Raw genomic sequence first — 24,544 nt, forward strand, 5'->3', positions numbered from 1 at the left:
AATGGTTTCACGGAAGGTGTCAACAACAAGATTAAAGTGATCAAACGAAATGCCTATGGGATAAGAAATTTCACAAGGTTCAGAAACAGGATACTTCATGTTATGGCTTAGCTCTTATATTCAAAATTGGCAGATGACCAAAATTGATCATCTGCCAACAAAGCATAAGCTACTTCATTTTACTAGTTCCACCCCAACAATTGACGTAGAACCACAACCAGTCGGAATTATGCCTTTCCGGCACAACCCAGAACATTAATCAGCTTATGCTTAACCAGCTTCTTGATCTCTTCGCGGGCAGGACCAAGATACTTTCTCGGGTCAAACTCGGAAGGATTCTCAGCAAACACCTTGCGGATGGTGGCGGTCATGGCCAGGCGGAGGTCCGAGTCGATGTTGATCTTGCAGACGGCCATGGAAGCAGCCTTTCTCAGCATATCTTCGGGAACGCCCTTGGCCCCAGGCATCTTGCCGCCGAATGTGTTGATCTGGTCAACATACTCAGGAATAACCGAGGATGCACCGTGCAGAACGATGGGGAAACCGGGGAGCCTTCTCTGAACTTCCTCAAGGATGTCGAAGCGCAGCTTGGCTTCACCCTTGAACTTGTATGCGCCGTGGCTGGTTCCGATGGCAATGGCCAGGGAGTCAACGCCGGTACGGCTGACGAATTCCTCAACCTCTTCGGGCCTTGTGAAGCAAGCGTCTTCCTCGCTGACGTTTACAGCATCCTCAATACCTGCAAGCCTTCCCAGCTCGCCCTCAACGGTTACGCCTCTCTCATGGGCATACTCAACAACCTTTTTGGTGAGGGCAATATTCTCTTCAAAGGGCAGGTGGGATCCGTCGATCATGACAGAGGTGAAACCACCATCGATACAAGCCTTGCAAAGCTCAAAACTGTCACCGTGGTCCAGGTGAACAGCAATCGGAAGATCGGTTTCGATCAAGGCAGCTTCAATCAGCTTCATCAGGTAGGTATGGTTCGCATACTTGCGGGCACCTGCTGAAACCTGCAGAATGAGCGGAGCGTTTACCTCCTTTGCTGCTTCTGTGATACCCTGTACGATCTCCATGTTGTTGACATTGAAGGCACCAATGGCATAACCGCCCTCATAAGCCTTCTTGAACATCTCAGTCGTATTTACCAGTGGCATTGTTTCATCTCCTTTGTTATATAAACTTGTGAAAAAATTCACATCACGCCATCATTATTTTACCAGAATACCGGCACAAATCAAGCCTGTTACGGCTAAAAGCTATCAACAAACTCGGTACTGTACTGGTCCTGACCCTGGAAGCGTATCCTGCAATACCTGTTTTGATCCGCCTTAAAATAAAGAATGCCACTTTTGCGGATATCAATGCATATCCGGTCAAAAATGTCGGACTGTATATGATTGACAATTACAGGTATATAGTCAAGCGGATTATGCACGGTTTTGGCTTCCACCAGGATTGGCAGACCGCCGGATTTTTCAGGCTGGAATACGGTAATATGCACACTGCCTGGTTCGTCTTGCTTTGCCGTAGGATACAACAGATCCCGCTCAAACATGGCCTGCTTCATTCAGGTCGTCCCTCCGGTACACATACATTGCCAAGTCTCTTAAACAGTTTATACCATCAAAGTCTTTCGTTCAAGTATATCGTCACGATTTTTTGCAAATGATTCAATAATACCAAACCCGGTTTACAGTTAGCGATGCAATGGGGCAGCAATGACCTGAACGGAATCGGTTCATCGCCTGTTGCCGGCCTGGAAAAGCCGTGCTATGCTTAATAATGGATTGCTTTTCACGAGAGCCTGACAGGCAGAATCAAGCAGATACCGTCCCGGAGCTTTCATGGAAGGCACCTGGGTACATGCTCCAATCTTAATGATCAGGGAGGTTTGCTTATGCAGTACAGAAAATTCGGGCAGTGTGGTTTTCAGGTTTCAGCGCTGGGATTTGGAACCATGCGATTGCCTACCGATGACAAGATATCGGAAAAGGTAGGCGACCGATTCAGCAATAACATCATCGAGTCCGAGGCCATCAGCATGATCCGCTATGCAGTGGATCATGGCGTGAACTATATTGACACCGCTTACGGTTATCACGGCGGATTCAGTGAAATCGTGACCGGCAAAGCCTTAAAGGACGGGTACAGGGAAAAGGTATACCTGGCTACCAAGTCTCCCGTATGGCTTGTGGAAAAGCCCGAGGATTTTGACAGACTCCTGGACGAACAGCTTGAAAAGCTCCAGACAGATGTCATCGACTGTTACATGCTCCACAGCCTCTCCGGGGAAACCTGGCGCGATCGGGTTCTCAAGCATCATCTCATCGAAAAAGGCGAAGCGGCAAAGAAAGCTGGAAAAATCAGATATTTCGGTTTTTCCTTCCATGACGATCTGACCACTTTCAAGGAGATCGTGGATCACTACGACAAATGGGACTTCTGTCAGATACAGTACAACTATATGGACATCAAGAATCAGGCCGGCATGGAAGGCTTGAAATATGCGGCCTCCAAAGGACTGGCCGTCATCATTATGGAACCTCTTCTGGGCGGCCGCCTGGCTAATCCGCCAAAGGAAGTGCTGGATATTCTTGAAGCATCCGACAGGAAGGGTTCGCCCGCTGACTGGGCCCTGCAGTGGCTCTGGAACCAGCCCGAGGTTTCCGTGGTGCTCAGCGGTATGAGCACCATGCAGCAGGTGAAGGAAAATATCGAATCTGCCAACCGTTCCGGAATTGGTACCCTCAGCGAGGAAGATTTGAAGACCATTGCGAAGGTCCGTGCCTGCTTTGAGGGACGTGCCACCATCCCCTGCACCAAGTGCCGCTATTGCATGCCCTGCCCCAACAATGTGGATATCCCCGGAAACTTTGAACTGTATAATGAAACCGTGATTTATGACGATATCCAGACACCCCGGAACTCCTATAAGCATTTCTTCGATGAGGACACCAAGGCCAATCTGTGCATCGGGTGCCGGGTTTGCGAGGAAAAGTGCCCGCAGCACATCACCATCAGCGAATGGATGCCCAAGGTCCACGCCGCTCTGGCAGGCGAATGACAGAAAACCGAAAGCCATGAAGTGCCGCACCAGGCGGCACTTTTTTATGCCTGTTGCGGATGTTACCACCATTGGGTCATGTGACCGATGGCTTCACTGATTCCGCCCTTCGCGACATTGTCAGGCTGTATCCTTACGATACCCCCCATGATACCGAGAAATCCCTCCGCGGAAGCAGCCAGGAGGTTGCCGACAGGATAAAGGCCGAGTTGCAGGCCAAGGTGGATATGGCCGGTCTTGAGATACTGGAGACACGCATCACTCATCTGGCTTACGCGCCGGAAATTGCGGCAGCCATGCTTCAGCGCCAGCAGGCTGCAGCCATCATCGATGCCAGACAGATGATCGTGGAAGGTGCTGTGGGAATGGTGGAAATGGCACTCAACAAGCTGAGCGAGAACAACGTGGTCGAACTGGATGAAGAGCGGAGAGCAGCGATGGTCAGCAACCTTTTGGTCGTGCTCTGCGGAAATCGTGACGCCCAGCCCATTGTCAACACCGGATCATTATACTGACGGTCCTTTGAAAGGGAATGGTCTTCATTGGAAAACAAGGATAGCAAAAAGAAACAGGTGCTCCTTCGTCTGTCACCGTCCTTGTGGAAGGAACTTGCGGCTTGGGCGGAAGATGAGTTCAGATCCATTAACGGGCAAATCGAGTATCTGCTGCATGAGTGCGTCAAGCAGTGAAGAAAAGCCAAGGAAAAAGAAGCCGGAAATAACGGAGAATAGGTTCGTAAAGCGCCTTCATGGCGCTTTACTTCATTTTTCCGCCCTCGCCGGGCCGGCCTTCGGATGAATGCCGGATGTTTTCAGGAAACCATATCCGAGAACTCCACGCTGGCAGTCAGGAGCAGTTTATAATCCTGCTGAACGTTTTCGGGCCCTGCATCGCTGCATTCCTTTTTCGTGTCGGGAAAAAACACCGAAAAGGAGCTGCCCTGACCCACCTTGCTCTTTGCGGTCATTCTGCCACCAAGGGATTCGGTGAATTTCTGGGCCAGGCATAGCCCGATGCCAATCCCCTCAGCCTGTCTTGTGAAGGAACTGTCAACCTGGAAAAAACGTTCAAAGATGGCATCCATTTTCTCACGGGGTATCCCCATGCCCTCATCCTTCACTTCTATACCCACCATGCGGCTGCCGAACTTCTTCGTCATGTAAACGCGAACCGTTACCGACTTGCCCTCGGGCGTAAACTTGATCGCATTGGACAGGAGGTTCAGCAGAATGCGTTCATATTTTTCCTGGTCCATCTGGATGACGCGCTGTTTCAGCCTTGACTGGAAGGTCAGCGCTATGTTTTTTTGTCGGGCATAAACCTCGACCGATTGGGTAATGGCCCGGGTCAGCCTGACGATATCCACATTGCTCCAGTTGGGGATAAGCCAGCCGGAATTGAGGCGCGTGATATCCAGCAGGTTATTGACCAACCTGAGTTGTCGGAGCGAATTCTGCCGGATCTTGCTGATGAAGCTCTTGGCCTTCTCCGACAATTCGTCGCCGCAGGTATGCTCCATGGTCTGTATGGCGGAAAAAATAACAGCCAGAGGCGTTTTAAACTCATGGGAGATGATGGACAGAAACTCGTCCTTCATTTTGATATACCGTTTCAGAGCGGCTATGCGCTCCCTTTCAGCTTCCAGCATCAGCTGATGCTGCTCTTTCATCCTGCGTTCGGTCCTGACCCGGTTTATGGCTGTCGCCGTCAGATCGGCCACCGCTTTCATCAGGGCAAGGTCATCCCGGCTGAAAGTATCCTTGGTGCGGCTTCCAAAAGCAAGCGTTCCCACCACCCGGTCTTTTTCAACCAGCGGATGCGAGGCAAAGGCCCGAATACCTGCGGTTCTGTACCATTCGGTTTCCGTATCGGTTGAATGCTGGATGTTTTCGACCACAACCCTGGTTCTGTCCCTGGCAGCGCAGCCGCACAGGGTATGACCGTAATCGATCCACTCCAGTTCCTTCCTCATCTGGTCATCCAGGCCCCAGCAGGCATTCATCCTCAGCTTCTTTCGCTTTTCATCCACGATATAATTGATAAAAAGCTGGCAGCCCAAGAAATCCGTGATCTTGAGGCACAGCTTCTTGATGATGCGCAGGGGCATGTTGCTGGCATGGAGTTTACCTGCCATTTCATAGAGGATATCGGCTTTTTTCTTGTTTCTGATAGCCTCCCTTTCGGTATGCTTGTGTTTTGTGGTCTCCACCCAGTAGATCGCCATACCGCTGGTGGCAGGATAAATACTGCAATTGAAATACTGATCGGTATCCGGATAATGAAACTCAAAACTGATCGGGCGGCATTCCATTTGAGCCTGCCGGAGATAACCGCCTACTTCGGTCTTGTCCAGCCATTCCAAGCAATCCCATATCAACCGGCCAACGAGTTTATCGGGTTTCAAACCCAGATAGTGCGCAGCCTGCGGGTTCACATAGGCGAATCGCCAATCCTGATCCAGGATGACGAATCCCACGCGGATGCTTTCCAATATGTCCAGCTTGAGCTGCTTGACTTTTGTCAATTGGGCCTGTCCGGTCATGGGCTGATTGTTTTTATCCCGGTCCGTCACATCGGTTATCACTTCGTAAATATATCTGACCTTACGATTTTTAAAGACCGGAATCACACAGCTTTCCCAATATGTAACCTGGTTTTCAGAAAATTTCCTGCGTTTTTTGACATGTTTGATCTTCCCGCTGCCTATCGCCCTGTTCCATACCAATTCCTGTGCGCTGCCCTTGAAATCCGGGAAAATATTTCCCACAGATTTCCCGATGCTGTACTCCGCTTTGTTGGCCGGTTCCGGCAAATATCCCAGGTATTTGGGGCTCGCTTTCAGAAGGATCAGCTCAGGCACGGCATACAGCGCACAGGCCGTGTCATTCAGTTGTTTCAGCGTCAGGAGGTAGTCATTCAGGCAGGAGCCCGACTTGTCTATAAAATAATAGACCGAGCGGTCACTATCCCCCTCGTTCACAAGCCGGATGCAGACTTTTCTGGGCTGGAGTGCCTTGGTAAAAAGAAAGCACTCGGCCATGCCCTTTGCTTTTACTTTCTGCACCTTATGATGCTGTATGCGCAACAACCCCGTCAAAACATCATCGATATGCCTGTTAATGATTTCGCTTTCCGAATAGCCTGTTTGTCTGAGAAATCCTTTGTTTATTCCGGTAATAACAGAAGACTGGCATGTCAAAAAGGAATGAAATCCGGAGTATTTTTCGGGTATTCTGTATTTCATAGGTAAAACCCTCTAGAGACTGCTTATACTAATATTTTTTATGACTAATTTTATAGTTTATAGCAACTTCTCTGAATTTTCAAGCATATTCGCCGGCACCTGCATATTTATTCATCATTAAAGCAAAACAGACTGTCATTACGACAGTCTGCCTTTGTATATGCACGAGTTTTGGAAGTCAGGATGATTATCCGATGCTTTTATCTGGCTTCAAGGCTGAAGCTTGCTTCAAGGCCCTTCACCACATTGCCTGTGATATCTGTGAGTTCGGACACCTTCAGGGTATATGGCATATCATACTCCAGCTTGTCAAACTTGAGCACCAGGGTCTTTGCATCACCATAGATCACGCTGACAGGAACTTTTCTGACATTGATGAAATTATAACTGTATTCCAGGATGTAATTGGACGGAACCAGATTCTCAGCGGTGAAACTTACTCCCTGCGACAGTTCCAGTTTAACCGCATCGGTGGATATGGCCACGGCTTTCTCAATTCGAACGGGTTCCCGCTCCCTTCCGGTTCCGGAGAACATCTCCCGTGTATTTTCAATGCCGTTTCCGAGATAATCCTTCACGTCGCCCGCGTCAATCCTGAGGATGTACTCGTTCTGCTTCAGGAGCTTGCTGCCGGAATCCAGGTAGAGGATCACCTTGTTCCGGTCGCCTGACTCAAACAATACCTTTGCCGGACGAATGCCCGATGAACCGCCGCTGCGGGTGATGGTGTAATTGCCGGGGTTGGTGGCGGTTGCGCTGTCCAGCGGTTTGTTGAAGGTCAGTTCAATGGTCTGGTTATCCAGCACGGTCACCCGGTTCAGCCTGAACTTGGTGGTCGAGCCATAATCCGCCTTAAAGGAATAGACCTGCTCCGTAATATATTCCTGCTTGGTGATATCATTGAGGTTGTTGATGGTCATGTTATATGTGCCGTTCCTGCTCAGATCTTCGCCCAGCACGAGATAGACAGCCCGTCCATTGGCATCGACGGTGGTGCTGCTGATGGGAACCGGCTTGTCCTTGGCATCTGTCAGATAGAAATTGTAGATCTGCCTTGCCAGGAACGGGTTAACCTCCTTGCTGAAGTTGAGCAGCAGGGTGTTCTTGTCGACAGCCACCAGTTCGACCAGCTCGAATCTGGCATCGGTATCGGCCTTCGCAATAAACTTCATGCTGTCGCCTTCGCCATCATTCAGCCTGACACCATAGGCGCTCACCATGTCGCCGTCAATGGTAAGGGTGTAGACTTCGCCGTCCTTAAGCAGATCGCTGTCCAGGCTCAGCAGCACTCCCCTATTGTCGGAATTCAGAACACCGGCCCGGATCCGGCCCTGTCTGCCGTCGGCAATCACCTGATAATCCTTTGTCAGGGTATAATACAGGCATATTTCGCTGTTGATTGAAAGGGGATGCGTGAAATAGACCATCAGGCTTCTCTGGTTCACAGGTTCGATCCTGCTGATGCGGAAGAAATCTGAAGTTATCTCATACGTCTCAAAGCCCGTAAAAGCCTTTGTCAGCCTGTTGGTGATGTTGCCCTGCCTGTCCTTGACATCCAGCAGTTCGAGAACATACTCCTTCCCTGCCTCCAACGGCTCGGTGACCACAACGATGATGTCATCCTCGATGGTATCCACGCTGCAGGAGAGGGAATCCTCATCATCAGAAGAATAGATCAGAACGCTGCCCACCGAGGACACCGCCTCGTTCATGGTAACCTGAATCCGGTTCAGGTCAAGGCCTTCCACGCTGACGATGTCTGTAAAGACAGAATCGACAATGAGCCCCATCGCCATGGCTTCCAGGCGGGTTACAACGCCCGCTTCAATCATCTTCTGAAGAAGAATCCTGTCGTTATCGCGGCATTCCGTGGTAAGGGCCTTGTACATGAGCTCCACGGCGCTGCCGCGGGTTGCTGCCTGATTGGCGCTTGCGCGATTGATATATTCCGAAAGGGTAAGCAAACCGATCTCCCTTGCCTTGTCGAAGGCCGTATCAAGGGTAAAGTCCTCGCCCTCCTCGTACTCCAGGGCCATCAGGACAAGGCTGAGGAATTCCTTCTCGGTTATGTAGTCAAGGGGTCTGAAAGTCGTGGATGATTCCGTGATGAAGCCATTCTGGTAGCAGTACCCGATAAAAGGCGCATACCATTCGCTGGAGGGGACATCGGAATAGGGGGTATCGCTGTATTGGCTCTTATTCTGGTTGACATGGTCACCCATTCCGATGAGGCGAACAATGAACGTGACCGCTTCATTCCTTCTGAGCGGATTGTCCAGATAGAACTCTCCGTTGACACCGCTGATGATCTTCAGATTGCTCAATACAACCGCTTTTTCCTGGGTGGTTCTTTCCGCCGTTTCAGCGACTGACGGAATGACTGATGCCAGTATAATGGCCAGAACGAGCACGAAAACCGGAAATCTTTTGACAATTCTCATCATTCGTACGCCCCTTTACTTGAAATCTATACCTATTCTATCATATCAGCCGGAAGGAATATAGAGATTTTCCTCAAAATTTGTCAGCCGGGGGCCCGCGATAACCCGATTCCTTCCGGCTTCAGATCTCATGAACCGAACCGTTCATGACACAGGAAAGGAGCGGAAACGGACCCTGCCGTTCCGCCCCCCACTCGATGGCGCTTGCTCCCTTTATCGCAGTTCCTGATCCATGCATATTTTCACAAGCTGCAGGAATTCTGCCTTGTAGGGATCGGACTTCACCGAAGGCAGGCCTGCAAGTCTCCCGTAAATGTTTTCATAGCTGGCCTGGCCTTTGTACTTGGAATCCCTCAGGAGCATGCCGAATTCTGCAACGCTTGATGCGAATGTAAAGGACTCCGAAGGAATGGCGTTTTCATGGGAGTCGTCAACCGCAAGGGTTAAGAGATTGCTCTGATCCTGGTCGGGTTCCTTGTAGCGAATCTTGATGCTCAGCCATTCATCGCTTTTCACAACCTGGGTTTGCTGGTATTTCAGTCCGTTACTTGCAGCTTCAGCAGTCGAGTCAGCGGGTATGATCTCGTACAGGGCCGTCACCCGGTGGCCCGCTCCCATTTCGCCGGCATCTTTCGTATCATCGTCAAAGTCCTCGTTGTTGAGCATTCTGTTCTCATAGCCGATCAAACGGTATCCCTTCACCTTGGCAGGGTTGAATTCCACCTGGAGTTTCACATCCTTGGCAATGGTCAGCAGCGTGCCGCCCATCTCCTCCACCAGTACCTTTCTGGCTTCCAGGATGGTGTCAATATAGGCGTAGTTTCCGTTGCCATGGTCGGCCAGGGCCTCCATCTTGTTATCCTTGATATTTCCGGTACCGAATCCGAGCACGGACAGGTAAATGCCTTTCTCGCGCTCTTTCTCAATGAGACGGGTCAGCTCGCCCTCGCTGGTCACACCCACGTTGAAATCACCATCGGTTGCCAGGATGACACGGTTGTTGCCGTTTTCAATGAAGTTCTCCTGCGCAATTTTGTAGGCCGTAAGTATGCCCCTTGCCCCCGCGGTGGAACCGCCGGCCCCGAGGTCCTGGATGGCCCGTGTGATGGCCAGCTTATCCTCACCGGTGGCACCATTCAGCACAACACTTTCACTGCCCGCATAGGTGACAATGGATATGCGATCAATGGGCCGCAGGTTTTCAACGAGAAGGAGGAAGGCTTCCTTGACCAGCGGCAGTTTGTTTGCATCCAGCATGGATCCGGAAACATCAATCAGGAAGACCAGATTGGAGGGCGGTATATCCCTGATGTCCACCTCCCTGCCCTTAAGGCCGATCAACAGCAGTTTATTCTCCTCATTCCAGGGACAGGGACCGATTTCGGTGGTAACTGAAAACGGAACGTCTCCGTCGGGATTGGGGTAGTCATACCGGAAATAGTTGATCATCTCTTCGATACGCACCGCGTCAGGCGGTACGGTGAAGCCGTCCATGAGAAATCTTCTCACATTGGCATAGGAAGCCGTGTCCACATCGATGGAGAAGGTTGACATGGGCTCAGCCAGCGGCGAAACAAAGCCTCTTTCCACAATTGCGTTGTATTCTTCGGTGTTGAAGTCTGAAATGCTTTCATAGCCGCTGCTGTTTGTATACTTCAGGCTATCCGGGCCGCTTTCGGAAATCAGATACTCTGTCTTGGACATCTTGTTGGGCGCCGCCGACGGGACAGCCCCCATGTCAGGTGCATATTGCGCCTTACCGCAGGATGCAAGCAGGAGCGCGATCATCAGAAGGACTGGAATCAGTGAAGTTATTTTTCTCTTTAACATGACTATTCCTCCTTTTTATCTTTCTGCCATATTAGACTGGAGGAATTTTCATGTGGTTCATTTTTTTCTCTTATGCCTTTGCATCCTGCAAAAGGCTTAGCACCTTCTGCCTCAATGATGCCAGATCGCCGTGGTTCTCAATGACCGCATCGGCCAGCCTGATGTATTCTTCCTGGGAAAGCTGTGACCGTATCCGTCTTTCCGCATCCGTCCGGTCGATCCCGCTGCGGGCCATCACACGCCGGATCCTTTCCTCGTCGGGGCATACCACCACCCAGACGGTATCCACAATATCCAGGAACCCTTCGCGCACCGGAATGGGGACATCCAGGACCACTATCCCGTCATAGCCCGATGTACTGAGGTCGTTGATCCGCTTTTTCATCTCCTGGATAACCCGGCCATGGATGATCTTCTCCAGCTCTTTGCGCTTTTCTTCGGAGTTGAAAACAATACCGGCCAGTTTCTTCCTGTCAAGGGTCTGATCGGGCAGAAGGATATCCTGCCCAAAGCATGCAATGATTTCTTTCCAGGCCGATTCTCCCGGCTGGGTCACCATCCTTGTAAGCCAGTCCGCGTCGATGACCTCGGCCCCCATCTCCTTCAATATGGCCGAAACGGTTGATTTACCCGCTCCGATACCTCCGGTCACGCCGATGATTGTCATGGTCGTCACTCCTGTGGTTTTGAGAAAAATATCATTGCGGCATATCTCTACAGGAGCCTGTAAGGCCCGGCCGCTGTGCTGAAACGGCTGCCTTTTCCCATTCTCACAGGCTGTTTTGCGCCTTATCGCAATGCAGCCTTGACCTTACGGGCTCCTATCTTAGGCGAGTGCTATTACGAGCACAACGCTAGCGTAGCGTGTCAATCGCCGGGACTTGACCGGAAGACCGTCCCCTTGGATCACTTTGCTTCATACCAGTTGCGCCCTACCGAGATGTCCACGGTGAGCGGCACCGACAGGGCAACCGCCTCTTCCATGCCAACACGCACGATGTCTTTGACCTCATCCAGTTCGTCCTCCCAGGTCTCCACCAGGAGCTCGTCATGCACCTGCAAAATCAGGCGTGATTTGAGCTTTCGCTTTTTCAGCTCCCGCCAGACCCGGACCATAGCGATCTTGATGATATCGGCCGCGCTGCCCTGGATGGGCGTGTTCATGGCAACCCTTTTACCGAAGGAACGGACAGCGAAGTTGGACGACTTCAGCTCGGGGATATGCCTGATCCTGTGGAACAGGGTCTCCACATATCCCTTTTCCTGGCCGTTCCGGACCGTATCCTCCATATACTGCTTAACCCTGGGATAGGTATTCAGGTATCCTTCGATATAGCGTGCGGCCTCTTTCCTGGAGACGTTGATGTCCTTTGCCAGGCTGAAATCGCTGATGCCGTATACAATACCGAAGTTGACGGCCTTTGCGCTGCGTCGCATGTCGGGTGTGACCTGATCCATGGGCACCTTAAAGACCTGGGATGCGGTCAGGGTGTGGATGTCCACGCCATCCCGGAAAGCTGTTTTCAGGGTTTCATCCCCGGTGATGTGGGCCAGCACCCGGAGCTCTATCTGGGAGTAGTCCGCATCCACCAGGACATAGCCTTCCTCCGGGATAAAGACCTTTCGGATCTCCCGTCCCAGTTCGGTACGGACAGGGATATTCTGAAGGTTCGGCTCGGTGCTGCTGATCCTGCCGGTGGCCGTCACGGTCTGGTTGAAGTTGGAATGGATCCTTCCGGTTACCGGATGGATAACCTTTATCAGTCCCTCCGCATAGGTGGACTTTAACTTCGTAAGCTGGCGGTATTCCAGGATGCAGGGGATGATCTCATGCTTGTCCGCCAGGGACTCCAGGACCTCCGCATCGGTGGAATAGCCCGTCTTAGTCTTCTTGACCGCCTTCAGTCCCAGCTTCTCAAACAGGATAACGCCCAGTTGCCTGGGGGAGTTGATGTTGAATTCCTCGCAGGCCAGCATGTAAATGGTCTGCTCCAGGGATTTGATACGCCGCTCCAGCATTCCGCCGTATTCCTCAAGGGCATCTTTGTCCACCCTGAAACCATAATACTCCATGCTGCCCAGCACCAGGGCCAGCGGCAGTTCCACGTCATGGTACAGGAAATGCATCTCGCTGTTGTCCAGCTTTTCGCTCTGCCTCTCATAAATGGGCTTGAGAAGCGAGGTCACCTTTCCCGAAGCGCACAGGAGCTCTTCACGGGATAGATCTGAAAAACGCTGCTTGGCCGTTCCCCTGAAGGCTTCCGGCAGATCCGGCGCAAGATTCAGATGCCGCTGGGCCAGCCGATCCAAGCTGTAGGAGCCTGCCTGGGCATCCAGGAGGTACTCCGCGATCATGGGGTCGAACAGCTCGCATTCCAGGTCCATACCATAGCTGAGAAGCCAGGTATACAGGGGTTTCACATCATGACAGATCAGCTTAAGCTCACGGTTCATAAAGATGGGGGATAAAAGCTTTGCCAGTTCCGGTTCTCCAATCCGCTCCCCGGTCCTGACAAAATACAGCTGTTCCTCCCATCCCATGCAGATGGCGGTCATGACACCGCCAATCCGTCCGGTCTGCTCTATCATGGCATATAAAGCCAGCTCTTTTTTCCTGTTCAGTTGGGAAACAATCTTCCTGAGTTCTTCCTCGGATGTTACCTCGGCAATGGGGTATGACACTGTTTCCGCCGCTTCCTGTCGGGCAGGCTGTTCCAGACCCATGCGCCTGATCAGGCTGTTGAACTCCAGTTCCAGGAACAGCCGGTACAGGGCTTCCCTGTCCATTTCCTGCCGCTTCAGGGGCTCCAGCTCCGACAGGCCTTCATCCTCCCTGATGATGGTTGCCAGCTTTTTGGACAGGAAGGCCGATTCCCTTCCCTCCCGCAGAAGCGTCCTGATTCGCTCTTTCGGGATATCGTCCAGGTGCTCGTAGAGGTTTTCAATGGTGCCATATTCCTGGATGAGCTGAATAGCCGTCTTCTCCCCAATCCCGGGAACACCCCTGATATTGTCCGACTGGTCGCCCATCAGGGCTTTCACATCGATCAGCGCGACGGGCTCCACCCCGAATTTCTCCCTGACCATGCCCGGATCGTATCGGTTGGTCTCGGTCTTTCCCTTGCTGGAAGAGGGGATGATCACGGTGGTCCTGTCACTGACCAGCTGCAGGGCATCCCTGTCCCCTGTAAGGATGGATACAGCCATATCCTTTTCCTCGGCTATCCTGGAATAAATGCCGATGATATCGTCGGCTTCCAGGCCTTCCTTCTCCAGGATGGCGATTTTCATGGCTTTCAGCACGTCCTTGGCGATGGGAAGCTGTTTGGCCAGTTCATGGGGCATGCCCTTCCTGGTGGCCTTGTATTCCTCGCTCATGAGATGCCGGAAAGTCTTGGCTTTCAGGTCAAAGGCAACCCCAATATAATCGGGGTTTTCCTCCTCAATGTATTTGTTCAGGATATTCAAAAAACCGTAAACGGCATTGGTGGGAATGCCTTCCGAGGTTGACAGCATCGCGGAACCCTTGAAGGCATAAAAGGCTCGGTTCAGGATGCTGTTGCCGTCTACTATCAGCAGTTTTCCACTCATAATTTCCTCCGGCCTGCTCGTCCGCCGGCTGCCATTCCTGGGGATTCCCGCAGCCCGGCGTGATAATCTTGTCCGCTTATACTGATTATTGTATAATATTTAAGTGTTTTATGCCATAAAAATGGAAACAATAAGAAGCGGTAGAATTGGCAGGAAGAGGTATTGAAATGATTAACACAGTACTTGTTATTGATGACAATGCACTTGACAACGCCGTATTGAGAAACTACCTCTACAATGAACACCTTAACCTGATATCGGCCCTCAACGGGCGGGAAGCCCTGGACATGCTGGAGGGCAGAAATATTGACGTGATTGTCCTGGATCTGGTCATGCCGGTCATGGACGGCCTCAGCTTTCTGAAAGCCTTCAAAAAAACGAGCTTCTACGGTAAGGTTCCTGTGATCGTCACCACCAGTCGGGATTCCGAGGACATCATCCATAAGGTCATTACCGAGTACGAGGTCTTCGATTATATCCTCAAGCCCCTGGATAAAATCAACAAGATGATCCTTATCAACAAAATCAGGTCGGCCATACGCTACAGAAACGCTTTGAAAGAGCTTGATACATTAAGAAGGAAGAAGGACAGGGACGGAAATTAATCCGTCCTTATCCTATTGTGGTTTGTTGAGGGCAGTGCGTCCGATTCTTTAAGGATCAAGGAGTTCTTATGAAGCAAAGGTTTAAGCTGCTCAGGTTCTGGGCAGCCGTCATCACAGCCAAATGTGCCATTGTTATATTGCGCCTCTTCAAAAGCGGCGGCACAAGCCTTCCGGGGAAACTTGCCCTGAAGCTGTATCCGCAGATACTGGATCATCTTGCCGGCCTGTTCCGTGTAACCATGATCACCGGAACCAACGGTAAAACCACCACTTCCCGCATCGTTCTAAGCATGATGGAACAGAAAGGCCTGAAGGTGATCACCAATAAATCCGGCGCCAATCTTTCAAGCGGCATCACAACGACGCTGATCAGTGCTTTAACCCTTGGTGGCAGACCCAGGTTCAGCCATGCCCTTCTGGAGACCGACGAGGCAGCCTTCAGGACCCTGGCGCCCCGGCTTAAGCCCGAAACGGTTATTGTGACCAACTTCTTCCGCGATCAGCTGGATCGCTACGGGGAACTCCACACTACGGTCAATAACGTCCGGGAAGGCATCAGCAGGATACCCGATGCCGTGCTCATCCTGAATGCCGATGATTCCCTCTGCGCGTCCCTGGGAAGGAATGCCCCCAACAAGGTCATTTACTTTGGCATGGGGGAAGGCATTTACCCGGAAAGCGGCGCCAGCATCAACTCGGATGCCGCATTCTGCATCCAGTGCAAGTCCAGGTATGAATATTCCTCGGTCACCTTCGGCCATCTGGGACATTTCAGGTGTCCTTCCTGCGGCTATGAAAGGCCTCACACCCATGTGGAGTGCAGCGGCATCCTTTTCTATGACAGCCTTGGCTCCCACGTGGAGATTTCCGGACCGGACCTGAGAATCAGCGTCAAGCTGGCCTTGCCCGGCCTGTACAATATCTACAATGCCCTGGCCGGCGCATCCTTCGGCCTGGCCCTTGGCCTGGACGAGAAAGCGATCGCCGCAGCCCTCTCCGGGTTTGAGTGCGGCTTTGGACGCATGGAGACCATAGCCATCCAGGACAAGGAACTGAAAATGATTCTGGTGAAGAACCCCACCGGTTTCAACCAGGTTCTTCGCTACCTTCTGACCCAGGAAAAGCCCTTCGTGCTGGCCTTTGCCATCAACGACAGGCTTGCCGACGGCACCGACATATCCTGGCTCTGGGATGTGGATTTTGAAGTGCTGGCCCTCATGGCTGAGCGGGTGCGGAACTTCTATGTATCGGGCATCCGGGCGGAAGACATGGCGGTGCGGTTGAAATATGCCGGTATATCCACGGACAGGATCCGGATGGAAAAGGATTACCGGCAGCTTATCACCCGGGCCTTGCAGGAAACCGGTGCCGGCGAGACCTGCTGCATCCTTCCCACCTATACCGCCATGCTGGACATCCGCAGGATTCTGAAAAAGCAGTTCGGCCTGAAGGAATTCTGGAAGTAGAAAAGGGATTGAGCTTATGTATGAGTTGACCATCTGCCATCTATATCCGGATCTTCTGAATCTTTACGGGGACAGGGGAAACATCATCGCCCTGACCAAACGCTGTGAGTGGCGCGGTATCCGGGTGCATAGCAGGCCGGTATCCCTGGGCGACCGGTTCAGCCCTGATGAATGCGACATCCTTTTTATCGGCGGCGGCCAGGATTACGAGCAGTCCATCATCCAGGACGATCTGCTCAAAGGCAAGCGTGAAGCCATAAAGGAAGCCGTTGAAGCCGGAAAGGTCATCCTTGCCGTTTGCGGTGGAATGCAGCTTCTGGGCCGCTATTACCGGACCCATGACGGTAAGGATATCGCATGCATCGGAGCTGTGGACCTGTGGACCCACGGCAGCCATGACAGGCTAATCGGCAATCTGGTTTTTGAGTGCGATTTTCTGAAAAAGGACGGTTTTGACGGCCTGGTTGTTGGGTTTGAAAACCATTCGGGCAAAACCTGGATGGGGCCCGGCGTCAGGCCCATGGGGAAAGTGATTGCCGGCTTCGGCAACAATGGGGAGGACGGCTTTGAAGGCGCCGTTTACAAGAATACTTATTGCACCTATTCCCATGGCAGCCTCCTGCCCAAGAATCCTGCCCTTGCCGACCATCTGATCACGCTGGCCCTTAAGAACCGCTATACCGATTTTGAAGCGCTGCCGCCGTTGGACGACAGCCTTGAGGCGGCCGCAAGAGAAGCCATGATCAGGCGTTTGACGGGCAAACAGGGTTCCGGCCGATAAAGGCGTGAGCTGCCTCAGTTTTTAAGCAATTTCTGAATCAACAAAGCCGCATCAGACCATTTCAGACCTGGCGCGGCTTTTTCAATTGGTTCAGGTGTACTGAAGCAGTTGCGCTCTACGGTCTTATGAAAATTGCCACACTGCGCTTACAATGGCATTACAGGTATGGCTTCGAGGGTGTTATGAGATTACCACGCCCCGCTTCCGCGGAGCTCGCAATGACATCCTGGGATGGACCCTGCTAACCATCTCTCTTATGTCATTGCGAGGAACGAAGCGACGAAGCAATCCCAATTACTTCCATGGCAGCACAACGACCGGGCTTAACGGGCTCCCGAGATTGCCACGCTCCACTCCGTTCTGCTCGCAATGACACCTCAGGTTTGACCCCGCTGGTCATGTCTCTTTTGTCATTGCGAGGAGCAAGCGACGAAGCAATCCCAGTTACTTCCATGGCAGCCCACGAAGAATGCAAAAAGGGAGCGAATGCTGTGCTTCGCTCCCTCTGTAATCTCAGAATTCTGCGTTGTTGACCGTCCTGGGATAGGGAATGACATCGCGGATGTTCTGCATACCCGTGATATACATCATCATGCGTTCGAAGCCGAGCCCGAATCCCGCATGCGGAGCGCCGCCGAAGCGCCGCATATCCAGATACCACTGGTATTCCTCCATATTGAGGCCCAATTCTTTGATCCTGTTCTCCAGGACATCGTACCGGTCCTCTCTCTGGCTGCCGCCGATGATCTCCCCGATTCCCGGCACCAGGAGATCCATGGCCGCCACGGTCCGGTTATCATCATTGATGCGCATGTAAAACGCCTTGATCTCCTTGGGATAGTTTATGACAAACAGGGGCTTCTTCATCAGCTGCTCTGTCAGGTACCGCTCATGCTCGGTCTGCAGATCGCAGCCCCATTCAACGGGGAACTGGAAGTTCTGACCGCTCTTTTTCAGCAAATCGATGGCCTCTGTATAGGTAATGCAGCCAAACTCGGAATTCAGCACTTTATTGAGCCTTTCATACAGCTCATTGTCCACAAACTTGTTCAGGAAATCCATCTCGTCCTTGCATCTGTCCATGACATCGCCGATAATGTAGCGGATCATTTCCTCCGCCAGCTTCATGTCATCATTCAGATCGGCAAAGGCGATTTCGGGTTCAATCATCCAGAACTCTGCCGCATGGCGCGTGGTATTGCTGTTTTCGGCACGGAATGTGGGACCGAAGGTGTAGACCTTGCCAAAAGCCAGGCAGTAAGGCTCAACAGCCAGCTGTCCGCTCACCGTCAGGCTGGTGCGCTTGCCGAAGAAATCCTCGGCATAATCGATCTCTCCCGACGGGGTTTTGGGCGGGTTCACCAGATCAAGGGTGGTCACCTGGAACATGGCACCGGCTCCTTCGCAGTCGCTGGTGGTGATAATAGGCGTGTGGACATAGACAAATCCTCTGTCCTGGAAGAACTTGTGGATGGCGTGGGCCAGCACCGAGCGAATGCGGAACACCGCCGAGAAAGTGTTGGTTCTCGGCCGCAGGTGGGCAATGGTCCTCAGGTACTCAAAACTGTGCCGCTTTTTCTGCAACGGGTACTCCGGCACCGAGGCCCCTTCCACGACGATTTGGGTGGCATGGATTTCATAGGGCTGCTTCGCCTGGGGCGTTTCCACCACTTTCCCCTGCACCCTGAGAGCGCTTCCCACATTCAGTTTGCGTATCTCAGAGAAATTGTCCAGTTTATCATCAAAGACCACCTGCAGATTGGAAAAGCAGGAGCCGTCATTAAGTTCAATAAATCCAAAATTCTTGGAGTCGCGCAAGGTCTTCACCCAACCGCATACGGCGACTTCCTCTCCCACAAGCCGCGCATACGTCTGGTTCAGTTTGCTGATTTCGATTCTTTCCATGAATATCACTCCATTTCAGCCAGTATATCGAATAAACACGGACTTTCCGGGCATGGCGCCCCATAAAACCGCGCGGGTCGGCACAAAAAAACCGGCCGCCTGAAACAAACCCCATTTGGATTGTACCAGACCCAATGTCCAAAGGGAAGGCCAATCCCGCAACTTGAGAAAGAATCTGTTTACGGTCCGAACCGGTTCAGGCTGCGGCGGATCAACGCAACGACGCCCTCCGCATCCCTGTTGCTGCAATCAACAATGATATCGGCATATTTTTCGTAAAGGGGAGTTCTTTGCTTGTAGATATCTTCAAGGGTCTGGTCCCTGCCCATGGCGATCCCGCGGGTGGCCATGTTTCTGATCCGCTTTCGGAGGGTATCCAGTTCCACCTTCAGGTATATGATAACGGCATCCTTTTTCAGATGAGCCATGGCCTTGCTGCTGTATACCACGCTTCCGCCCGTTGCAATAACAGCCCGGTTACGGGAAACCTGGAGGACGGCTTCTTCCTCTGCCCGCAAAAAGCTTTCTATCCCGTCGTTATCAATAATATCCTGCAGCAGCCTCCCATGGATCCGCTGGATTTCCAGATCGGTATCCACAAAGTCCATGCCCAGGGTTTTTGCCAGTATGACGCCCACTGTGCTCTTACCTGCTCCGGGCATTCCGATGAGGACAATATTGCCCATATTTTTACCACCGCATGATTTATCGCATTTCATGGCATCCTTTTTCCAATGCGTTACCCGGGGTACAGCCTCGTCAGACGGCAAGGGGGACCTTTTTTTTCAGTTCATCGAACTTGTCTGCTACCATTGCCCTGGCGGAAGCCATCAATAAGGGCCAGCTTTTTGCAATCTGCTCATAATACCAGTCGCTGCTGCCATTCGCCTGGTTGGCAATGGCGCTGAATCTTATCCAGTAATCCGGTCTGGCAATCAGGGACATGATATCGGCATTGGCCAGGCACGCTTCTTCAGGAGAGCCCCCGCTTGCATGAATGAGTGAAGAATGGTTCAGAATGCAGCGTTTAACCTTTTCCAGCCTGTCCGGGGGATAATTGAACTGCCTGAGCAGCTTTTCGGCAATGGCTACCCCCCTGGCTTCATGATGGTTCAGATCCTTTTCGTCCATGACAAAGGAGAAATCGTGAAGGTAAGCTGCCAGTTCCACAATTTCCGGATCCGCTCCTGTTTCCATCGCCAACTTCAGGCCATAATGGGCTACCAGGATGAGGTGATTCTCGTAAAACTCCCTTCCCTGCGGGGAGTTGCTACATTCGCCTTTGACATATTCCCTGATGTAGTCTGCCAGCAAAAAATCACAACCTTCCGAACTACAGCAAACAGATGATTGCTGTCGCTTAACTCTGGAGACAATGTGCATGAGCCGATACTGACCCTTATACGATTATAGTTCCCTTTTTGCGCCACAAACAAGTATACAAAATGTCCAATATTCCTGCGTAAAATCGCAATTTCTTCATACAATTTTCTTATGGTTTTTTATGGTTTTACCGGTTAATATGGTATACAAAAAAAATGAAGCGCTTCCATCGGCTCATCCTTTGACTTCATCAGGCATTGCTGCAGGTTATCCGAATTTGAAAATGGAGGTCATATAGCCATGGTGAACAATACGCGGAAATATGTTCTGACCGGACTGATGACCGCACTTGTCCTCTGCCTGACTTATTTTATCAAGGTACCCGTTCCTTATACCTCCGGATACATCCATCTGGGTGACAGCATGATCTATCTCTCGGTAATGATCCTGGGACCATACTATGGCGCCTTTGCTTCGGGCGTGGGCTCCATGCTGGCTGATCTTATGGGCGGATATGTGCACTACGCTATCCCGACCCTGGTCATCAAATCCCTGATGGCTTTATGCATGGGATTCATCCTGAACAGCCGCAGCAAAAAAGGCGCCTTGGCATCTGTAGGCGCTTCCATGGTGGTTTGGGCCGTATTTTGCGCCGGTGCCATCCTCAACCTGAAGTCCAGCATCCGGGCCAGCGGCACCGGCAAGATCCTTGAGGCGGTGCTGGAACCCGGTGCGGACGCGGAAGCCATTGCCGGCATGGAGAGCAAGCTCAGCAATCTTCCACTGTATCTGATTCTCGGCATTGCGGCATCCATACTGGTCCTGGCAGTGGCTGCCTGGTTCCTGTCCAGAAAAAGCGGAAGCGACTTCTTCGGGGTAAAAGCCATCATCGGCATGACTGCTGCCGGCATGTGCATGGTCATGGGCTACTTCATCGTGGAATCCTTTATGTACGGCCCGATTCCGGCAACCTTCAGCATCCCGCCCAACCTGCTGCAATTTTTCGGAGGCGTTCTTCTGGCAGGCATCCTGGCTCCGGCCATCAGGAAGGCAGGTATTGCCCGTCAGTCCTGATAGAACTGTCCGGATAACCCGCATCTGGCAGTTTCCCAGTTGTCAACCAGTTTCAGCATATGAAAAAAAGGACATGGCATCATGTCCTTTTTGGTTTGTGTCAATATTTCTGATGGGCATTTCCCGTGCAATACCCATTACCGCAATCCGGCCGCCTTCAGGATTTCGATGGTGGATTTGAGCCTGTTCATGGTATAGAGATGAATGCCCGGGGCACCGCCGTCCAGAAGTTCCCTGATCTGCTTTGCCGCATATTCGATACCGGCCTTGCGCAGATCCTCCGGATTGTCCTGGTATTTGTCGATCATGAGCACCAGTTTGGCAGGAATGGAGCAGCCGCTCCTGGCTGTCATTGTTTTGATCTTTGCGTTGAAGATGGGCATAATCCCCGGCACGATGGGGCAATTGATGCCGATCTGTGCCGCGCGATCCAGGAAGTCAAAGTACAGCCTGTTATCAAAGAACAGCTGGGTGATCAAAAAATCCACGCCGGCATCCACCTTCTCCTTCAGCCACCTTCTGTCCTCATCCAGCCTTTTGCTGTCCACATGCCCCTCAAGGTAAGCGGCGGCCGCAATGCAGAAGTCCCCCACCTTCCTGATATGGGCTATCAGTTCATTGGCATGCCGGAAGTCGCCCCTGCTGAAATCAAAATCAGGCTGATCGATAGGTGGATCCCCTCTCAGGGCCAGGATATTTTCGATATTTTCCCGCTTAAGGCTGTCCAGTATTTCGTCTATCTGCTCCATGGTATGTCCGACACAGGTGAGGTGGACCATGGCTTCGATCCCATAGGTGTTTTTCAGCCTGGATGCGATTTCAACCGTTCTGCCCCTGGAGCTTCCGCCGGCCCCGTATGTCACGCTGATATAATCGGGAGACAGTTCCTTGAAACCCGGAATGGATTCAAACAGGGTTTCCATCGGAACCTCCGGTTTGGGCGGAAAGATTTCAAAGGCCAGTGTCTGCTTGTTCTTCCCAAACAACTGGGACAGTTTCATGCTTATGTACCTCCTTCTATATCAGGCTTACCACAAGCGGTATGGTGGCTATGGAAAGCAGCGTGGATACCGATACGCATTTCGAGGCAAATACTGCATCCTTATTGAATATCTCGGCGAACACGGTGGTATTGGCAGCCGCAGGCATGGCCAGGGCAGTTACCAGTACCGCCGCAGGCAGGTCGGGTATTCCGGGAATCCTGGTCAGGGCAAGGGCTAACAGCGGCATCAGAACCAGCCGCACAGAAGCGGACAGGTAAACCCGCCAGTCTGAGACGATGTCCCGCAGTTTCGCAGAGCTGATCACCGCGCCGATGATCAGCATGGATATCGGCATGGTCATGTTACCCACAGCCGCAACGGCGCTTTCGATGGGCTCCGGTATGGGAATGCCGAAGAGAAAGACCACCATGCCCACATAAACCGCAACAATGGATGGGTTGGTGAACACTTTACGGATAATCTGCCTTTTGGTTCCCTGGCCACCGAACATGACGTAGCCATAGGTCCACAGCACGATATGAAAACACACGATGTAAAAGGAGCCATAGAAAACACCGTCATCCCCATACAGGGCATGCATGACGGGCAGACCCATATAGCCGCAATTGGAGAAAATGGCGCAAAACCGCAATATGGGTGCTTTGTCCTCCGGGAATCTGCCGTAAATAAGTTTGGAGAGCAAAATGGACAGCAGGAACATGAAAGAAGCCATGCCCATGATCCATAAGATATTGATCAGCCTTTCGGTTGAGAAGGATATGAAGAAAGACTTGAAAACCATCATGGGAGAAGTGACAAAGAGCATGACTTCCCCGAGCTTTTTGCTGCCCGTTGAATCAATAATTCCGGCCTTGCCGGCTGCAAAACCGGTCAGCATGATGATAAACAGTATGAGCACCTGGTTCAGGATCAGCGTCAAATCCATGGATGTACCCCCAAAGTTCCACGGTTTAGATTTCCCGGATAAAAGGCTATGAATAACAGTTTAACCGATAGTTCCCGATAGCGCAATGGACAGGTTGGCAGAAGTGTCTGCTGTTTTCACCGGAAAAACCATCAATGAGGACAAACCCAGAATTTTCACGCCAGAAAGGCAAAGTTCAGAACAGCGGCGTAGATCACCCAGAGCATGCAGGGAACCATAAGCCAGCCGGCCACCGTATCGATTCTTGAGAATTTCATGGTGGTTATGACAACCAGGGCTGCCAGGATGATCGCATCCAGCAGGGCTACCTCGACCAGGGCGAAGCGGAAAAAAAGGATGGACCACATGAAGTTGAAAACAAACTGGGCACCATAATAGAAAAGGGCATCCCGTACTTCCTTCCTGTTCCAGCCTGCCAGGAACACCTTGTATGCTGCAATCCCCATCAGAATGTACAGGAATATCCATACCGGACCGAAAACCCATCCTGGCGGCGCCAGGACCGGTTTTGCCAGCATTTCATAGGTCTGCCTCATCCCGGGCGCAAGCCATGCGCCTGCAAAACCGGTAAGAAGACTTATTGACACGCTGGCCAACAGCATGCAGCTGTCTTTCAGCTCGTCATCCATCACCCATTTTCTGATGGTCATCGCCCCCCAGACAGCCGGGCTTCCCGATACAATATATGCTGCAGTTTCCGGAGAATACGCCGGAAACTGCACGGACGGCCTTTATCGCATATCGCATCTGCCTTCCGCCCACGCTTGATAAAGTAGGTCGGTGAGGCTGATTGCCGCCCCGCACATACACCAGTTTCACCGACTGGTGCGGTCCAGCTTCGCCGGACGCACGAAAATAAAAGGTTCTATAATAAATGTTGGGGTGCCGAGGGACAGAACACTTCGGAACTCCAACATTTTTTTTGCAAACAAAGAGAGCATGGAGTGAATTCTCTAGTAAAATGAAGTTACCCAATCCAACATTTTAAAGGAGAATCAACCATGCTCTACAAAGATTATATGCGAGAATTTATTGGATTTGAAGATGTAACCGTTACCTTCGCAGAAAGAAAGGACAATCAGTTCCACATTCATATGAAAATGAAGCGAAAAGCCCATAAGTGTCCCCGCTGTGGTCGGATTACGGAAAAGATTCACGATTACAGAGAACAACGAATTAAGGATATATCTTCATTTGGAAGCTATACTTTCATACATCTGCGGAAACGACGCTATGTATGTCCTTCATGCAATAAAAGGTTTTATGAAGAGGTACCTTTCCTGCCAAG

21 protein-coding genes and 1 pseudogene are annotated in these 24,544 nt (G+C 51.6%); 9 read left to right on the forward strand and 13 right to left on the reverse strand.

Annotated elements, in window-relative coordinates:
• The coding region (locus F3H12_RS10360; RefSeq protein WP_149677403.1) for a transposase at positions 1-111 on the forward strand (111 nt) is incomplete at its 5' end.
• Between the two features lie 116 nt (positions 112-227).
• Here F3H12_RS10360 and fba read toward each other — a convergent pair.
• Together fba and F3H12_RS10370 are read right to left on the reverse strand one after the other, a co-directional pair.
• Entirely contained in the window at positions 228-1,157 is a 930-nt protein-coding gene (gene fba / locus F3H12_RS10365; RefSeq protein ID WP_149679251.1) for a class II fructose-1,6-bisphosphate aldolase, read from the reverse strand.
• Between the two features lie 95 nt (positions 1,158-1,252).
• Positions 1,253-1,570 (reverse strand): hypothetical protein, encoded by a 318-nt coding sequence (locus F3H12_RS10370; RefSeq protein ID WP_149679252.1) that lies wholly within the window; start codon positions 1,568-1,570, stop codon positions 1,253-1,255.
• Positions 1,571-1,900: 330 nt separating this feature from the next.
• Between F3H12_RS10370 and F3H12_RS10375 the strand changes: the two genes are divergently transcribed.
• From F3H12_RS10375 to F3H12_RS10385, 3 genes and pseudogenes are all read left to right on the forward strand, one after another.
• Positions 1,901-3,067 (forward strand): aldo/keto reductase, encoded by a 1,167-nt coding sequence (locus tag F3H12_RS10375; RefSeq protein WP_149679253.1) that lies wholly within the window; start codon positions 1,901-1,903, stop codon positions 3,065-3,067.
• A gap of 98 nt (positions 3,068-3,165) precedes the next feature.
• Positions 3,166-3,582 (forward strand): annotated as a pseudogene (locus F3H12_RS10380) (SPFH domain-containing protein); the annotation flags it as partial.
• A gap of 27 nt (positions 3,583-3,609) precedes the next feature.
• Positions 3,610-3,756 carry a type II toxin-antitoxin system antitoxin gene (locus F3H12_RS10385; protein ID WP_149679254.1) on the forward strand — a complete coding sequence of 49 codons (147 nt, stop codon included), beginning with the start codon at positions 3,610-3,612 and terminating at the stop codon, positions 3,754-3,756.
• A gap of 122 nt (positions 3,757-3,878) precedes the next feature.
• Here the strand turns inward: F3H12_RS10385 and F3H12_RS10390 are convergent, their stop codons facing one another.
• The 5 genes from F3H12_RS10390 to polA form a co-directional block, all read right to left on the reverse strand.
• The gene (locus tag F3H12_RS10390) at positions 3,879-6,311 is read right to left on the reverse strand and encodes a PAS domain-containing sensor histidine kinase (RefSeq protein ID WP_149679255.1); all 2,433 of its coding nucleotides are present in this window, start codon (positions 6,309-6,311) and stop codon (positions 3,879-3,881) included.
• Between the two features lie 200 nt (positions 6,312-6,511).
• A complete protein-coding gene (locus F3H12_RS10395) occupies positions 6,512-8,755 on the reverse strand; it encodes an Ig-like domain-containing protein (RefSeq protein ID WP_149679256.1) in 2,244 nt (747 codons plus the stop codon).
• A 210-nt stretch (positions 8,756-8,965) separates the two neighbouring features.
• Complete coding sequence (locus F3H12_RS10400) at positions 8,966-10,582, reverse strand: vWA domain-containing protein (RefSeq protein ID WP_149679257.1); 1,617 nt, start codon at positions 10,580-10,582, stop codon at positions 8,966-8,968.
• Between the two features lie 70 nt (positions 10,583-10,652).
• Positions 10,653-11,249 (reverse strand): dephospho-CoA kinase, encoded by a 597-nt coding sequence (coaE, locus tag F3H12_RS10405; protein ID WP_149679258.1) that lies wholly within the window; start codon positions 11,247-11,249, stop codon positions 10,653-10,655.
• Between the two features lie 239 nt (positions 11,250-11,488).
• On the reverse strand, positions 11,489-14,173 hold the full coding sequence (gene polA / locus F3H12_RS10410) for a DNA polymerase I (protein ID WP_149679259.1): 2,685 nt from the start codon (positions 14,171-14,173) through the stop codon (positions 11,489-11,491).
• Positions 14,174-14,340: 167 nt separating this feature from the next.
• Here polA and F3H12_RS10415 point away from each other — a divergent pair, with 167 nt between their 5' ends.
• From F3H12_RS10415 to F3H12_RS10425, 3 genes are all read left to right on the forward strand, one after another.
• Entirely contained in the window at positions 14,341-14,778 is a 438-nt protein-coding gene (locus F3H12_RS10415) for a response regulator (protein WP_149679260.1), read from the forward strand.
• Between the two features lie 68 nt (positions 14,779-14,846).
• On the forward strand, positions 14,847-16,244 hold the full coding sequence (locus F3H12_RS10420; RefSeq protein ID WP_149679261.1) for a Mur ligase family protein: 1,398 nt from the start codon (positions 14,847-14,849) through the stop codon (positions 16,242-16,244).
• A 16-nt stretch (positions 16,245-16,260) separates the two neighbouring features.
• Positions 16,261-17,025: a type 1 glutamine amidotransferase gene (locus tag F3H12_RS10425; protein ID WP_149679262.1), complete on the forward strand. Its 765-nt coding sequence runs from the start codon at positions 16,261-16,263 to the stop codon at positions 17,023-17,025.
• Between the two features lie 513 nt (positions 17,026-17,538).
• Here the strand turns inward: F3H12_RS10425 and asnS are convergent.
• The 3 genes from asnS to F3H12_RS10440 all read right to left on the reverse strand — a co-directional run bounded on the left by asnS (position 17,539) and on the right by F3H12_RS10440 (position 20,244).
• Positions 17,539-18,930 carry an asparagine--tRNA ligase gene (gene asnS, locus F3H12_RS10430; RefSeq protein ID WP_149679263.1) on the reverse strand — a complete coding sequence of 464 codons (1,392 nt, stop codon included), beginning with the start codon at positions 18,928-18,930 and terminating at the stop codon, positions 17,539-17,541.
• Between the two features lie 179 nt (positions 18,931-19,109).
• On the reverse strand, positions 19,110-19,616 hold the full coding sequence (locus tag F3H12_RS10435; protein WP_149679264.1) for a shikimate kinase: 507 nt from the start codon (positions 19,614-19,616) through the stop codon (positions 19,110-19,112).
• A 73-nt stretch (positions 19,617-19,689) separates the two neighbouring features.
• Positions 19,690-20,244, reverse strand: coding sequence for an HD domain-containing protein (locus F3H12_RS10440; protein ID WP_188118489.1), 555 nt, complete (start codon positions 20,242-20,244; stop codon positions 19,690-19,692).
• Positions 20,245-20,553: 309 nt separating this feature from the next.
• On the opposite strand from F3H12_RS10440, the gene F3H12_RS10445 reads away from it, so the two are divergent.
• On the forward strand, positions 20,554-21,327 hold the full coding sequence (locus tag F3H12_RS10445; protein WP_149679266.1) for an ECF transporter S component: 774 nt from the start codon (positions 20,554-20,556) through the stop codon (positions 21,325-21,327).
• A 137-nt stretch (positions 21,328-21,464) separates the two neighbouring features.
• Here the strand turns inward: F3H12_RS10445 and metF are convergent, their stop codons facing one another.
• The 3 genes from metF to F3H12_RS10460 form a co-directional block, all read right to left on the reverse strand.
• Positions 21,465-22,328, reverse strand: coding sequence for a methylenetetrahydrofolate reductase [NAD(P)H] (gene metF, locus F3H12_RS10450; protein ID WP_149679267.1), 864 nt, complete (start codon positions 22,326-22,328; stop codon positions 21,465-21,467).
• Positions 22,329-22,344: 16 nt separating this feature from the next.
• Positions 22,345-23,256 carry an AEC family transporter gene (locus F3H12_RS10455; RefSeq protein ID WP_149679268.1) on the reverse strand — a complete coding sequence of 304 codons (912 nt, stop codon included), beginning with the start codon at positions 23,254-23,256 and terminating at the stop codon, positions 22,345-22,347.
• A 155-nt stretch (positions 23,257-23,411) separates the two neighbouring features.
• Positions 23,412-23,906, reverse strand: coding sequence for a TspO/MBR family protein (locus tag F3H12_RS10460; RefSeq protein WP_149679269.1), 495 nt, complete (start codon positions 23,904-23,906; stop codon positions 23,412-23,414).
• A gap of 351 nt (positions 23,907-24,257) precedes the next feature.
• Here F3H12_RS10460 and F3H12_RS10465 point away from each other — a divergent pair.
• A partial coding sequence (locus F3H12_RS10465; protein ID WP_149679270.1) for a transposase family protein occupies positions 24,258-24,544 on the forward strand: 287 nt, incomplete at its 3' end.

It is taken from the genome of Thermoclostridium caenicola (assembly GCF_900142095.1).
In the GTDB taxonomy this organism is placed as follows: Bacteria; Bacillota; Clostridia; order DSM-8532; family DSM-8532; genus Thermoclostridium_A; species Thermoclostridium_A caenicola.

Coding starts and splice junctions, on each gene's coding strand:
- F3H12_RS10445 (WP_149679266.1), top strand. CDS start 20,554: ATGGTGAACAATACGCGGAAATATGTTCTGACCGGACTGATGACCGCA.
- F3H12_RS10425 (WP_149679262.1), top strand. CDS start 16,261: ATGTATGAGTTGACCATCTGCCATCTATATCCGGATCTTCTGAATCTT.
- F3H12_RS10420 (WP_149679261.1), top strand. CDS start 14,847: ATGAAGCAAAGGTTTAAGCTGCTCAGGTTCTGGGCAGCCGTCATCACA.
- F3H12_RS10390 (WP_149679255.1), bottom strand. CDS start 6,311: ATGAAATACAGAATACCCGAAAAATACTCCGGATTTCATTCCTTTTTG.
- fba (WP_149679251.1), bottom strand. CDS start 1,157: ATGCCACTGGTAAATACGACTGAGATGTTCAAGAAGGCTTATGAGGGC.
- coaE (WP_149679258.1), bottom strand. CDS start 11,249: ATGACAATCATCGGCGTGACCGGAGGTATCGGAGCGGGTAAATCAACC.
- F3H12_RS10415 (WP_149679260.1), top strand. CDS start 14,341: ATGATTAACACAGTACTTGTTATTGATGACAATGCACTTGACAACGCC.
- asnS (WP_149679263.1), bottom strand. CDS start 18,930: ATGGAAAGAATCGAAATCAGCAAACTGAACCAGACGTATGCGCGGCTT.
- F3H12_RS10435 (WP_149679264.1), bottom strand. CDS start 19,616: ATGGGCAATATTGTCCTCATCGGAATGCCCGGAGCAGGTAAGAGCACA.
- F3H12_RS10455 (WP_149679268.1), bottom strand. CDS start 23,256: ATGGATTTGACGCTGATCCTGAACCAGGTGCTCATACTGTTTATCATC.
- F3H12_RS10375 (WP_149679253.1), top strand. CDS start 1,901: ATGCAGTACAGAAAATTCGGGCAGTGTGGTTTTCAGGTTTCAGCGCTG.
- F3H12_RS10395 (WP_149679256.1), bottom strand. CDS start 8,755: ATGATGAGAATTGTCAAAAGATTTCCGGTTTTCGTGCTCGTTCTGGCC.
- polA (WP_149679259.1), bottom strand. CDS start 14,173: ATGAGTGGAAAACTGCTGATAGTAGACGGCAACAGCATCCTGAACCGA.
- F3H12_RS10370 (WP_149679252.1), bottom strand. CDS start 1,570: ATGAAGCAGGCCATGTTTGAGCGGGATCTGTTGTATCCTACGGCAAAG.
- metF (WP_149679267.1), bottom strand. CDS start 22,328: ATGAAACTGTCCCAGTTGTTTGGGAAGAACAAGCAGACACTGGCCTTT.
- F3H12_RS10400 (WP_149679257.1), bottom strand. CDS start 10,582: ATGTTAAAGAGAAAAATAACTTCACTGATTCCAGTCCTTCTGATGATC.
- F3H12_RS10460 (WP_149679269.1), bottom strand. CDS start 23,906: ATGACCATCAGAAAATGGGTGATGGATGACGAGCTGAAAGACAGCTGC.